Source organism: Empedobacter sp. GD03797 (assembly GCF_029842105.1).
GTDB lineage: Bacteria > Bacteroidota > Bacteroidia > Flavobacteriales > Weeksellaceae > Empedobacter > Empedobacter falsenii_C.
The window spans coordinates 40,192-54,204 of record NZ_JAOCFS010000015.1 but is presented as its reverse complement, the minus strand read 5'-3'; the positions used below and the strand labels follow the sequence as shown (position 1 = coordinate 54,204).

Below are 14,013 nucleotides of genomic sequence, written 5' to 3'. Positions count from 1 at the left end.
TTTTAAATTATTGTACTTGAATTGCGATAGATGATGCTTCTCCAGTTGCTCCAGAATTTGTACGATATTTAATATCGAACACACCAATAATATCACCTTTTTTCGCTTTCGAAATAACTCCAGCCGCTCCTGACATTTTATTTCCAGAAACACGAGCCGTTGCCTGACCAGGAACTTTTACATTGAAAGATGTTACTTCACCCGAAATTGGGAATAAGAAATCTGGCCAATCTACGCGAATTGTTTGTGCTGCAATTCCATTATCTGGAATAGCTGGACTTGTATTTCCTAAGATTACACCACGTGCTGGTGGAACTGGTTTGATACGGAACGTTTCTTTTACTGACAATGTTTTTCCTGAGCTTGCTCTCGCAGATGCAGTAAACACTACTTCGCTTCCTCCTCCAGGAGTATAATTCCATTTATTAGCTCCAGCAGAAGAAGGACTTCCAGAAGAAGCGCTCAAACTAACTGGTCCATTCGCTCCGTTAATTGTAGCAGAAATAGGGTTAGTTACTCCACGGTAAACTACACGTAAATTATCTGCAACAATAGAACCTCCTGTTGGATCATTCTGAATAACTTCTTTAAACTTAACATCCGATGTTTGCGCTACAACTTGGTAAGTTGATGGTGCAATCGCTACCGTTTTCGTTTGTCCATTAGACACATATGTGATGTTACCTGTTAATTGGTGCATACCAACTGATGATGTATTCAACTTAATAGATGCTTTACCATCAACAACAGCTGCAGAACCAACACTTGTAGAAACAGAACCTTTGATTGAATTATCGTAAGCTCCTAAAACTACATTAAGAACAGCTTCATCACCAACTTTCACAACACCTGGCGATAAGAATAAACCTTGGAAAGCATCCAACTCGATTTTTTCTTCTAATTTACCAGATAATAACGCTCTTACTAAGTTACCTTCTTCTGTACGTGCATCCATTTGCATTTTAGATAAATTCGTTAATGAGGCAACCATTGGTTGATCATAGAATTTCTCTTGCATCCAGCTTTGATTTTTCGTTTTTGGAGTTGTTCCAAAAAATTCGTTGATACGAGCTTCAGCATTTTTAGCATCTGGACTTTGCTTAGCGAAAGTCATTAAGAAATTTCTGAAACCATCAATTTTGTTTGTAAACTCTTGTGCTTTCTCATTTCCTTTATCACCTCCTTTTCCTTTAAAAAATAAAGAAACAACAGGCTCTGTATTAGACAATGCATTGTAATCTGTATCTTCTGATCCTGAAACAAAATCAGCACCAGCTAATTCTTTTTTCAATCCATCGATATAAGCAACAAAATCATTTGTTTGCTTTTTAACTTCTGCAGCATCTGCTTGAGTTTTTGCATAAGTTGGGTCGTCCTTCGCTTTTAGATCAATTTGACCATAGAAGGTATCGTTATTTGTTTTCGTTAAAGTCGTTGTTGACTCTAAAGAAGTATTTATCGTTTCGAAAGATCTCAACACCTCACGATCCACGTTCAAAGCCATCATTGCAATGAACACGAGATACATCAGGTTGATCATCTTCTGACGTCCGGTTAGTCTACCACCTCCTGCCATAATAATTTATAGAATTAATGAATAATTAGTTTAATTTATCGTACAATGATTAGTTGTTTTTCATTGCAGAAAGCATACCTCCGTATACTTTGTTTAATGCATTAATGTTAGCAGAAAGCTCTTGCATTTCTTTCAAGAATTGCTCTGAACTACCTGAAGATTTTTGCATTTCTTCGATAAATTGTTTATTTAATTCTACTTGTTTTTGGCTATTTACGATTTGCTCAGCATATACAGCGTTTAATTGGCTGATGTTAGTTGATGCTTTCGCAATTTCGTTGCTATATTGTTCTGTTGAAGCGACAGCAGATGTTGTTGTGTTTAATTCGTTAACAGCTGAACCAAATTTATCTAAAGAACCACGTAATCTTTCGAAAACTTCTTTATCTAATTTAGCATCTGCTAATACTTTGTCTAATTCTGCAGTTAAATTATTTCCTGCAGTTGCAACAGCAGCAGTTTTTCTTTGTACTGGCTCTCCACTTAATAATTCTGGATAAGCTTTTTCCCATTCGTAGCTTCCTTCTGGTTTATCGAAGAATGCTGAATATAAGAAGACGATTGCTTCAGCTACTAAACCTACTGTTAAGATTAAATTGGCTGATATTGGTCCTATATTCGTATGTGTAATTTTACATAATGCCCCGATAATTACTACTGCGGCAAAGAAATTATACAAAAAATTTGTAAGACGTTCTTGTTTTGAAGCTTGTACTGCCATAAGAGTGCTTTTTATTAAATTATTTTTTTAATAGGTTATTTGGTTTTTCTAAAATTTACTTTTGATCCTTCTGGGAATGATTGTACTGTACGGAATCCGATGAAACTTCTTGCAGAATCTTTGTGTTCCCAATCGCGAGATGATACCATCAATAAGTATCCAACATCTTTCCAAGATCCTCCTCTTACACTTCTGTTTACTTCTCCAGACATTGTAATTGACGGATTAAGTGATGAAGACATTGTGTAAGATGATCTGTTGTAAGGAGAGCTTGTCCACTCAGCTACGTTACCAGCCATATCATACAATCCGTATCCATTCGCTTTGAATGTTTTTACAGGAGCTGTATACATATAACCTGTTTTCTTACCATCGTTGATTTCTAAATAATCTCCACGTTTTGGCTTGAAATTCGCTAAATAACATCCTCTATCATCAGTTAAGTATGGACCTCCCCAAGGATAAGGTGCATTTTCTAATCCACCTTTCGCAGCGTATTCCCACTCAATTTCTGTTGGTAAACGGTAGCTAATTACTTTTACTTGACTTCCTCTTTTCTTTTTATTATTCAATGCTGTGTTATGATATCTCGTACGGAAATCACAAAAAGCAGTTGCTTGATTCCAGTTAACACCTACAACAGGATAATTTGCGTAAGCTTTGTGCCAAAAATAATCTTGGTGCATTGGATCGTTGTAAGAATAGTTAAAATCTCTTACCCAAACAGTTGTATCAGGATAGATATTTAAACTAAATTCTTTACGAAAATCTACACGGAAAGTCCCTTTCTTCTTTGCTGCAGCAGTTTGGTCAACTGTTACATAAGAGTAGTTTAATTTACGCGTGTCAATACGTCTTTCTCCATTCATACGCTCTTCTGGTGGATAATATAATCCTTCCATAACCTCAGCATAATCTACATCTGGATATTTGTATTTATCCCACTCCAAGCGCTGTTTCCAATTTAATTTCTTTGCATCTAATGATTGACCATCACGACCTGTATTACTATTTTTTAAATATTCGTCATATGGCGTTCCTTCTCCATCAGCAGATCCTGAAACGTAAGCATAAGCTCCAATTCCATCTCCGTCAGCCGAAGGATTCATTGGATCAAAACCTAAAGTTTCTGCCTTGTTTGCCAAAGCAGTACGAGCGATAGAATCTTTTACGTAATTTACAAAAATCTGATACTCAGAGTTTGTAATCTCTGTGTCATCCATAAAGAAACCTGTAACAGTAACCGTTTTTACTGGAGCATCATTTGTTTTTGTAAAATCGTAATCGGTTTGTCCTAAAACAAACGATCCACTCGGAATCGGAACCATTCCCTTTGGACGAACTGGCGTCCAAGCCGAAGATGTTTTCGAAACTATTTGTCCATCATTTCTATCACTACTCCCTCTGTTCTTCAACATTTTACATGATGATAAAGAAAGAGATAGCAACAATGCACTTACCAAAATTCTATTCATTCTGTTATAGATTTATTTTTATACAGGTTTTATACTTTTAGTTCTCAATTAATAAGGCTACAAATTAAGGCAATTTATTAATTGATTTTTAAAATTGTTCTTTATTTTTTAATAAAATTTTTTGAAATATTTCCACCACCTATTTGGTATTTCACCATTAAGTGCTTGTTCATAATCTTTTTCTGAACATGAAATAATTTCAAATTTTCGCTCTCCATCAAGGGTGTTATCAACTTCTATCCACAATTGATTGGTTAATATATTTCGATAAAAAATATAATTGTATCCTTCTGTAGGAACAAAAATTTTCTCAAAATATTGTGTATCATCAAAACTTTTTATCTCTGGACGATGATTTTTTCCATCAATAAAATACCAAATCATCTGCGAAATTAATAGATGATCTAATTTTTTATAATTTTCGATATAATCACAAACGTAAAGTGAAGTCAATTTATTGCTGAAACCTAAATATCTTGTCAACGCACAAATTTCGCGCGAAGTAAATCCATTTGGCGTCATATTTTTTGAAGAAGAGAAATCCGAACCTTGCAAACTCGATAAATTAAGCAAAGCTGCATTAGCATCTCGAGAATAAGGTTCTATTTCTTTTACATTTTCAGAAATCACACCCAAACGAACAGCATCAAAATTTAACTGATCCAACAAATCTAATTTTTCTTGCGCCACGAAATATGTTTGAAAACCAATATTCGTATAATCCAATAAATTGAAAGGCTCATTCGAAATAATTTTTGTTAAATAATTATTTTCTGTTGTTTGCGCTTCATCTTTACCTAATCGTAATTTATGATCGATTGTTAAGTAATAAACTTTATCAACAATTTCGTCATACGCACGATATTGTTGATAACCTAAACTTGGATTCCCTCCCAAAATAACAACAACATATCCATCACGAATTAATCCGTTTGTAACTTCTCTAAAAACTTTTTCGGTTTCGTGTTTATCATCATAATAAACAACATCACCAAAATCGTACAAATCGATCGACCAATTTCCCATTTGCAATTCGTACAATTGTGTACGAACAAGGCTAAAATCTACATCTTCAATCAAATCTTTTTGTTTCGAACGAGATTCTGTCACACCAATAATCGCGATTTTATCGTTCGATTTTTCATCGATTTCGATCACATCTTCGCGAAATTTTATTGTTTGTCCTAACGCAAAAGAATTACAAGATTTAGCAAAATCTTGTAATTCTTCAGAAACGGGTTTTAAAAAGTCTTTGTACATTACTTTTTAGTCGTTGTTTTTTTAGTTGTCGTTTTCTTCGCAGTTGTCTTTTTTGCTGGCGCTTTTTTAGCCGCTGCTTTCTTTTTAGGTTTCGCAGCTTCTATTAATTTTTCAACCTCAGCCAAAGTCAACGCTTCTGGATTCGTCTCTTTCGATAACTCAACTTTTACTTTTCCTTGAATCAAATTATAACGTCCCCAACGCGCTTTCTCCAAACGAATTTCCTGTTCTGGCCATTCACGAACAACACGTTCAGATTCTTTACGTTTTTTATCTTCAATCAATTCGATAATATCAGCTTGAGATAAATGATCGAAATCGTATTTTTTCGGAACATTAATAAACCATTCATTCCATTTGATAAATGGTCCAAAACGTCCTTTTCCTTTTGTTACATCATACCCTTCGTATTGTGCAATCGGTGCATCAGCTTTTAATTTTTCTTCAATTAATTCTACTGCGCGATCAAATGATAAATCCATTGGATCTTCCTCTTTCGGAATCGAAATATATTTATCATCAAATTTCACATAAGGTCCAAAACGTCCAATATTCACCTCAACTTCGTGCGCTTTATACTCACCTAAAGTTTTTGGTAATTCGAACAATTTCATTGCCTCTTCTAAGGTAATATTATGAATAGATTGATGTTTTTGTAGACTTGCAAAACGAGGTTTTTCTTCATCTTCTGCTTCACCAATCTGAATCATTGGTCCAAAACGTCCAATACGCGCATGCACTTTTTTACCCGAAACAGGATCAATTCCCAATTCGCGTTCTCCAGTTGCACGATCTGCATTTTCTTGAACATCTTCTACAACATGATGAAATTTCGTGTAAAATTCATCAATCATTTTTGTCCAATTCAATTTACCTTCTGCAATATCATCAAAACTATTTTCGACACGCGCCGTAAAATCATAATCCATCACATTCGTAAAATAATCAACCAAGAAATCATTTACCACGATTCCGATATCAGTTGGCATTAATTTACGACGATCAGCACCAAAAATTTCTTTTTGTTGTACTTTTTTGATTTGATTATCGATTAACGTTAAGGTATTATATTTTCGTTCTTGACCATCCAATTCACCAACTTCCACATAACCTCTATTTTGGATTGTAGAAATCGTTGGCGCATAAGTTGACGGACGACCAATTCCTAATTCTTCTAATTTTTTTACCAAAGATGCCTCTGTATAACGAGCTGCAGGACGAGAAAAACGTTCAGTACCGTTTATTTCATCTGCTTTCAATTGCTCATTTACTTTTACACTTGGCAATAATACTTTATCATCATCTGCATCTTCGTCGTCAAACGATTCTTGGTATACTTTTAAGAAACCATCAAACACAATTATTTCTCCTTTCGCTTGAAAAATAAAGTTGTTTTTGTTGTTATCAATATCAATGATAGTTCGCTCCAGTTCAGCATTTGACATTTGCGAAGCAACTGTACGTTTCCAAATTAATTCGTACAATTTACGCATTGAATCGTCTGCATTAATCGAATGATTTTCGAAATGCGTTGGACGAATCGCCTCGTGCGCTTCTTGTGCAGATGAATTTTTATTTTTGTATTTTCTTATCTCAACATATTTGTTTCCGTAAGCAGATTCTATCTCAGCTTTTACCGCTGTTAAAGCGTCATCAGACAAATTCACACTATCCGTTCTCATATATGTAATATGTCCAGATTCGTATAATTGTTGTGCAACACGCATCGTTCTCGAAACTGAAAAACCTAATTTGCGAGATGCTTCTTGTTGCAAAGTTGATGTTGTAAACGGCGCAGAAGGTGTACGTTTTGCAGGTTTCTTTTGTAAATCATTTACTTTAAAATCTGCTCCAACACACGTTTCTAAGAAATCTTCGGCTTCTTTTAACGTTGAAAATTCTTTTGTTAAAACTGCTTTTAATGTTCTTCCTTCATTCGTTTCGAAAATTGCAATGAATTTATATGATGAAACTGGAACAAAATTTTGAATTTCTTTTTCACGTTCAACAATTAATCGAACAGAAACTGATTGAACACGACCTGCAGATAAACCTGGTTTGATTTTCTTCCATAAAATTGGCGACATTTCGAAACCAACTAATCTATCCAAAACACGACGAGCTTGTTGCGCATCAACCAAATTTTCATCAATCTGACGTGGATTTTCTACCGCACGTTGAATCGCTTTTTTCGTAATTTCATTAAAAACAATACGTTTTGTATCCTTTTTTTCTAATCCAAGAACGTGATACAAATGCCAAGAAATTGCTTCTCCTTCGCGGTCCTCATCGGATGCTAACCAAATTGTTTGGGCTTTCGAAGACAATTTTTTTAGTTTACTTACAACTTCCTTTTTATCAGGTGTCACTTCGTATATTGGCTTATAATGATTCTCGATTTCGATTCCCATTCCTTTCTTTGGTAAATCGACCACGTGACCAAAACTTGATTCCACGATAAAATCATCACCTAAAAAACCTTGAATGGTTTTAGCTTTTGCTGGGGACTCAACAATAACGAGATTTTTAGACATATTGTTTTCTTAAAAAATTTCTGCAAAATTAATAACAAAAAAATGAAGCAGCCAAAAATGATTTTCAACTGCTCCGTATTTTTATCTATTTCATGTAAGGATTATCCTTGTAAATATCTGTTCCGATTTGGTCTATTTCTGATTGTTCGTCGTCAAAGCCAATAACTTCTTTATATAGGCAATACAATGCAATATAAACTAGTGGTATTGCAACAACCAATCCAACGACACAAGCTAAAAATCCCAAAACAATTACGCAAAATGTTAATAATCCGAAGACAAAAATACTTCCAAAATTTTTGAAAGAAACACTAATACTTGAAGTAATAGCTTCCCCTACTGTTGCCTTTGCAAACAAGACAAACGGAACTGATAATACAGTTGCCAGTTGAAAAACAAGCCCTGGAATTAAACATAAAACGAATCCTATACTTGCTACTATTTGAATTACTAAATAAGTCAAAAATATATTCATGAAATTACCATTAGAATAATGTTCAAAAATATCATTCATTCCTACTGTTTCACTTTTTTCAAATTTACGAGCCATTGTCACAATACTAAATAATATTGGAGCCGCCGCCGCATAAACTACAATACTCACTAAATTAGATACGAAGAACAATGGTGCTGTAAAAGTTTCGATATAATAATCTTCTAAATCATTAACATCAGAAATAGCCACTGCAGCTGGAGCATAAATAAGTTGCGAAACAAAAGACATTATCAAAACAACTACACCATACAATAACAACGCTACAATAGAATAAGCTGCTATACCCGAAAATATTTCCCAAGCACGACTAAACAAGGCGCCAGTCTCAACTTTAAAACCTTGTTGTTTGATTTCTTCTACACGTTGTTTTACATAATTATCCATAGTTTACTTTTTTAGATTTCCTCAAATCTACAAAATGTTAATAAAATGCAAAAGAAAATTTTACTGCCAATATGTCACATAGTTTTATTATTTTTGCACGATAAAATATCCATTTTAGAATGCATACAGAAGAAAAACATATAGATGAAGCAAGACAAGGAGAGGCTTTGATGACTGCTCCTACTCGTAATGCAACAAAGAAATTATTCTTAGAAAGTTACGGATGTCAAATGAATTTCTCGGATAGTGAAATTGTTGCATCTATTCTAAATAACGAAGGTTACCAAACCACTCAAAAAGTTGACGAAGCAGATTTAATTCTTTTAAATACTTGTTCTATTCGTGAAAAAGCGGAACAAACAGTTCGTAAACGTTTAGGAACATTAAACGCGATCAAAAAACAAAATCCAAGTCTTAAAATTGGTGTTTTAGGTTGTATGGCTGAACGTTTGAAACATAAATTCTTAGAAGAAGAACATTTAGTTGATATCGTTGTTGGACCTGATGCTTACCGCGATTTACCAAACTTAATCAACGATGTAGAAGATGGTCGTGATGCGGTAAATGTACAATTATCAAAAGAAGAAACTTACGCAGAAATTTCTCCTGTTCGTTTAGGAGGAAATGGCGTTACAGCTTTTGTTACCATTACTCGTGGTTGTGATAACATGTGTACGTTCTGTGTCGTTCCTTTTACACGTGGTCGTGAGCGTTCTCGTGATCCGCATTCAATTTTGAATGAATGTAAAGAATTAGCAGAATCTGGTTATAAAGAAATTACACTTTTAGGTCAAAATGTCGATTCATATTTATGGTACGGTGGAGGACCAAAAAAGGATTTCAAAAATGCAACTGATATTCAGAAAGCAACTGCTGTAGATTTTGCGCAATTATTAGACATGGTTGCTACGCAATTTCCTAATATTCGTTTACGTTTTTCAACTTCTAATCCACAAGATATGGAAGAAGGCGTATTACAAATGATGGCGAAACACAAAAATATTTGTAAATACATTCACTTACCTGTTCAATCGGGTTCTACGACTGTTTTAGAGCGTATGAATCGTCAACATACTCGTGAAGAATATTTCGAATTAATTGATAAAATTCGTCGTATCGTTCCAGATTGTGCTTTATCTCACGATATGATTGCAGGTTTCTGTGGCGAAACAGAAGAAGAACACAAAGATACATTATCGTTAATGGAATATGTGAAATATGATTTCGGTTATATGTTCGCTTATTCTGAGCGTCCTGGAACACCAGCGCACAAAAAAATGCCTGATGACGTTTTACCAGAAGATAAAAAACGTCGTTTACAAGAAATCATCGAAATGCAACAAAAACATTCTGCAGAGCGTATGAATAGTTATGTTGGAAAAACTCATGAAGTTTTGATTGAAGGTAACTCTAAACGTGACGAAAATTTCTGGTACGGACGTAATACACAAAATGCAGTTTTAGTTTTCCCAAAAGTGGAAGGAACTAAAGTTGGTGATTTTGTAAACGTAAAAGCAAATAGCTGTACAACAGCTACTTTGATTGGTGAAATGATTGAAGATTAATTTTTTCAACTTGTTATACTGAACTGATTTCAGTATCATTTTTCAAATCAAAAAACTGATGAGATTGAAAATTTCAATTTCAAAAACCTAAAAAATTAAAAAATGGATTCTTTACAAACTATCAAACAACGTTTTGGAATCATTGGAAATAATGTAGCCTTGAATCGCGCTTTAGAAAAGGCAATTCAGGTTGCACCTACCGACATTTCTGTTCTTGTTATCGGAGAAAGTGGTGTTGGTAAAGAATTTATTCCGAAAATTATTCATAATCAATCAGCACGCAAACACAACAATTATATTGCGGTGAACTGTGGTGCGATTCCAGAAGGAACAATAGATTCTGAATTATTTGGACACGAAAAAGGTGCTTTTACAGGTGCAACACAAACACGTAAAGGTTATTTTGAAGTAGCGGATGGCGGAACAATTTTCTTAGATGAAGTTGGTGAATTACCTTTAGCAACACAAGTGCGTTTATTACGCATTTTGGAGTCGGGCGAATTTATGAAAGTTGGTTCTTCAGAACTTCAAAAAACAAATGTTCGTGTTGTTGCTGCAACGAATGTAAAATTATTAGAAGCTGTTGAAAAAGGTAAATTTCGTGAAGATTTATATTATCGATTAAATACAGTTCAAATTGATATTCCAGCTTTGCGTGAGCGTAAAGAAGATATTAATTTATTGTTCCGAAAATTTGCTTCAGATTTTGCAAATAAATATCGAATGCCTCATATTGAGCTTTCTCCAGAAGCACAAAACTATATTGCAAATTATCCTTGGCCAGGAAATGTTCGTCAATTGAGAAATTTTGCTGAACAAGTTTCTGTTGTTGAAAAAGACCGTGTGATTTCCTTAGAAAAAATCATGGAATTATTACCTAATAATTCAACAATGTTAATGGTTACAAATAAATCGAAAGATGGAAGTTCTTCTGATTTTATGGAACGTGAATTATTGTTCAAGGTTTTATTGGACATGAAAAAAGATTTGAACGATTTGCGTGCTTTAACATTAGATTTGATCAAACACAAAGATGTAGAAGATTTTAATGGCAATACGCAAGAATTGATTCAGCGTGTTTATCAAGATCAAAACGAACCAGAAGAAGATTTTGTACCAAGTCAATATAATTTGGTTCCAACGAAATCTGCTCCAATCACACCAAGTTATCAACAACCGCAATACGATTATTCGAACGATGTTTATGATGTAAGTCCAATCGAAGAACCAGAGTCACTTTCGTTGCAAGACAACGAAAAAGAAATGATAAAATTGGCGTTAGAAAAACACAAAGGAAAACGTAAAATGGCGGCTGACGAATTGGGAATTTCTGAGCGTACATTGTACCGAAAAATCAAACAATATCATTTGTAATATGAACAAAATAAAACTATTCATTCTTAGTATTTTTGCTATTTTTAGTTTAACAGGATGTATAAAATATTCACTTTCGGGAGCTGCAATTCAACCAGATTGGAACACAATTTATGTGGCAACTTTCCCGAATTACGCACCTCAACAAAATCCTACTTTAAGTCAAGATTTAACGATTGCAATTCAAGATATTTTTAGAAGTAGAACGAAGTTGAAGTTAAATTCTAACGAAAATTCTGACTTAATTATCGAAGGTGAAATTACGGGATATGATGTTGTTCCAGAAGCTATTCAATCAAATGATATTGCAGCAAAAAACCGTTTGACGATTTATGTAAAAGTTCGATATATCAACAATAAAGACGAATCAAAAAGTTATGACAGAACATTTTCTGCTTTCCAATTATATGACGGAAATGCAATGTTAAGCGCTGTAGAATCGTCAATTGTTCCATTAATTATTGATGATATTCGCGACCAAGTTTTTGCGTCTATTGCGATGGATTGGTAAAAAAATAACCTTATATTTGAGCAATGACCAGAATTGAATATTTAGTAGCACATCCGTACGAAGTTGAGAAATCGGACATTCCACTTCTTAAAAAAGAGGTAGAAAAATATCCGTATTTCTACACATTGCGCGCTTTATTACTTTATGGTTTAAAAAAGGAAAATCATCCTTCTTTTGAGGATTATTTGAACAAAACTTCAATTCACAGTAGCAATCGTGTCGATTTGTATCATTACATCAATTCAGAACCAATTCAAAAAGAAATTCAAACAAAAACTGAAACTATTTCTCCTGAAATGGAAGAAGAAATAATGGAAGAATTAGTTGAAAACGAAATTATTTCTGAACCAATTTTAGAAAATTCTACTTCTGAAATCATCGAAAACAATAACGAAACAGTTGAAGTTATTGATGAAATCATTGAAGAAAAAGAAGAAGAATTAAACCAAGAAATTGAAGTTGTTTCTGAAACTAATTCAGAAGAAATCAATGAAGATATTGTAGACGAAATGATCGAAAATGATACAGAAGAATCTGAATTGAGAACAGATCATGTTGTTGATATTATTTCGGATGAAGAATTGAACGAAGTTGCTGAAATCACGAATAAAGTTGTGGTAGAAAATAATTCGAAAGAAGAAAATTTAACTTCTGAGAATGATATCGAAAATGCTGTTCAACAAACTTCTGGAATTGAAATTATTGAATCTGAACCTCAGCAGGTAATTGAAACAATTGAAGATAATCAGGAAGAAGAAATTATAGAAGGATTGTCTGAAAATGCGGAGGTAATTGAAGAATCTGAACCTGAAACGATTGAAGAAAAAGTAGAAATCATTGAAAATAATTCGGATGATTCGACGTTCTCTTTTTCGGATTGGTTGAAGAAAGTTCCTTCTCAATCAAAAACTCAACAAGAGATTGAGGAAGAGCAAGAAATTGCAGAAAGAGAAATAAAATACAAGTTGATTGATGACTTTTTGGAAAAAAATCCGAAAATCGTTCCGATGAAAAAAACGGATATTACACCAGTCAACACACCATCAAATTTCGTTCAGAATACGGAAGAATATTCGGATTTGATGACCGAAACTTTGGCTCAAATTTATATTGAGCAAAAAAAATATGATAAGGCAATTAAAGCTTATAAGATATTAATTTTGAAATATCCAGAAAAAAATAGTTTATTTGCAAATCGAATTAAAGAAATTGAAAATTTAAAAAACTCTAAATAATAAAATGGGACTATTTCAGTTTTTCATGATTATTATCATGATTTTATGTGTATTATTAGTACTAATCGTATTATCTCAAAACCCTAAAGGAGGAGGATTATCTTCTACTTTCGGAGGTGGCGGAGGAAGCCAAATGTTTGGAGTTCAAAGAACAAATAAATTCTTAGACAACACAACTTGGGGATTATTTATCGCTGTAATCGTATTGATTATTGGAGCAAGTGCTTCGCATGAAAATCCAAATGCGATAAAACCAATTAAGCCAAATGTTACGGCACCGGCTAATAATTTACCAACGCAACCTGCTGCAAACGGAGCAAGTCAAAATCAATTACCAGCTCAACCAGCGAAGTAATTTTGATAAGAAAATAAATCAAAAAACGCGAATCATCGAATGATTCGCGTTTTTTAATGCCTTATATTGAATATTTATTCATAATTTAGTCCTAAACACTGAATATGAAACACTATTACTTCTTTATACTATTAATATCTTTATTTTTTATCGGATGCGGTCAACAAAAAGTTTTAAAAACTATTTCTATGAATGAATTAAATATTTTTAGAACTGCATTTGATGGAAAAGGATGTAAAAATGAAGTAAAAGTTTTTACAAATATGAAAGATTTTGATGAATTTCAAACGTCATTAATTATTCCAGGACAACGAAATGCTCCATTAGAAATAATTGACTTCTCAAATAAAAATATTGCAGTTATTTGTAAAGAAGATATTGATCGTTACGAAATCTCTGAATTAACTAGTTCTTCTAAAAAAAACATTTTAAAACTACATCAATATAAAGATGAAGCTGATAAATCTATCAACTTATTTTTTATAGAAATACCTAAAGAAATTAATTATTTAACACTAGAATATTGA

12 protein-coding genes are annotated in these 14,013 nt (G+C 33.4%); 6 read left to right on the top strand and 6 right to left on the bottom strand.

All coding sequences use genetic code 11. The features are described from left to right. Positions 1 to 7: 7 nt before the first annotated feature. From N5D90_RS10790 to N5D90_RS10765, 6 genes are all read right to left on the bottom strand, one after another. Complete coding sequence (locus N5D90_RS10790; protein WP_280062436.1) at positions 8 to 1,576, bottom strand: GldM family protein; 1,569 nt, start codon at positions 1,574 to 1,576, stop codon at positions 8 to 10. A 49-nt stretch (positions 1,577 to 1,625) separates the two neighbouring features. Beyond that, positions 1,626 to 2,297 carry a gliding motility protein GldL gene (gene gldL / locus N5D90_RS10785; RefSeq protein ID WP_038332928.1) on the bottom strand — a complete coding sequence of 224 codons (672 nt, stop codon included), beginning with the start codon at positions 2,295 to 2,297 and terminating at the stop codon, positions 1,626 to 1,628. A 35-nt stretch (positions 2,298 to 2,332) separates the two neighbouring features. After that, complete coding sequence (gldK, locus tag N5D90_RS10780) at positions 2,333 to 3,772, bottom strand: gliding motility lipoprotein GldK (protein WP_038332926.1); 1,440 nt, start codon at positions 3,770 to 3,772, stop codon at positions 2,333 to 2,335. A gap of 108 nt (positions 3,773 to 3,880) precedes the next feature. Next, entirely contained in the window at positions 3,881 to 5,032 is a 1,152-nt protein-coding gene (locus tag N5D90_RS10775; RefSeq protein ID WP_280062435.1) for a hypothetical protein, read from the bottom strand. Further along, positions 5,032 to 7,566: a type I DNA topoisomerase gene (gene topA / locus N5D90_RS10770; RefSeq protein ID WP_280062434.1), complete on the bottom strand. Its 2,535-nt coding sequence runs from the start codon at positions 7,564 to 7,566 to the stop codon at positions 5,032 to 5,034. The genes N5D90_RS10775 and topA overlap by 1 nt, the downstream gene beginning before the upstream one ends. Positions 7,567 to 7,651: 85 nt before the next feature. Continuing rightward, positions 7,652 to 8,446 carry a hypothetical protein gene (locus N5D90_RS10765; RefSeq protein WP_115001703.1) on the bottom strand — a complete coding sequence of 265 codons (795 nt, stop codon included), beginning with the start codon at positions 8,444 to 8,446 and terminating at the stop codon, positions 7,652 to 7,654. A gap of 119 nt (positions 8,447 to 8,565) precedes the next feature. Between N5D90_RS10765 and miaB the strand changes: the two genes are divergently transcribed. The 6 genes from miaB to N5D90_RS10735 all read left to right on the top strand — a co-directional run bounded on the left by miaB (position 8,566) and on the right by N5D90_RS10735 (position 14,013). After that, on the top strand, positions 8,566 to 10,011 hold the full coding sequence (gene miaB / locus N5D90_RS10760; protein ID WP_280062433.1) for a tRNA (N6-isopentenyl adenosine(37)-C2)-methylthiotransferase MiaB: 1,446 nt from the start codon (positions 8,566 to 8,568) through the stop codon (positions 10,009 to 10,011). A gap of 102 nt (positions 10,012 to 10,113) precedes the next feature. Continuing rightward, positions 10,114 to 11,385, top strand: coding sequence for a sigma-54-dependent Fis family transcriptional regulator (locus N5D90_RS10755; protein ID WP_115001707.1), 1,272 nt, complete (start codon positions 10,114 to 10,116; stop codon positions 11,383 to 11,385). A 1-nt stretch (position 11,386) separates the two neighbouring features. Beyond that, complete coding sequence (locus N5D90_RS10750; RefSeq protein WP_115001709.1) at positions 11,387 to 11,896, top strand: LptE family protein; 510 nt, start codon at positions 11,387 to 11,389, stop codon at positions 11,894 to 11,896. Between the two features lie 23 nt (positions 11,897 to 11,919). After that, positions 11,920 to 13,131 (top strand): tetratricopeptide repeat protein, encoded by a 1,212-nt coding sequence (locus tag N5D90_RS10745; RefSeq protein ID WP_219034382.1) that lies wholly within the window; start codon positions 11,920 to 11,922, stop codon positions 13,129 to 13,131. A gap of 4 nt (positions 13,132 to 13,135) precedes the next feature. Then, positions 13,136 to 13,486: a preprotein translocase subunit SecG gene (gene secG / locus N5D90_RS10740; RefSeq protein WP_038332909.1), complete on the top strand. Its 351-nt coding sequence runs from the start codon at positions 13,136 to 13,138 to the stop codon at positions 13,484 to 13,486. Between the two features lie 188 nt (positions 13,487 to 13,674). Beyond that, positions 13,675 to 14,013 (top strand): hypothetical protein, encoded by a 339-nt coding sequence (locus N5D90_RS10735; protein ID WP_115001712.1) that lies wholly within the window; start codon positions 13,675 to 13,677, stop codon positions 14,011 to 14,013.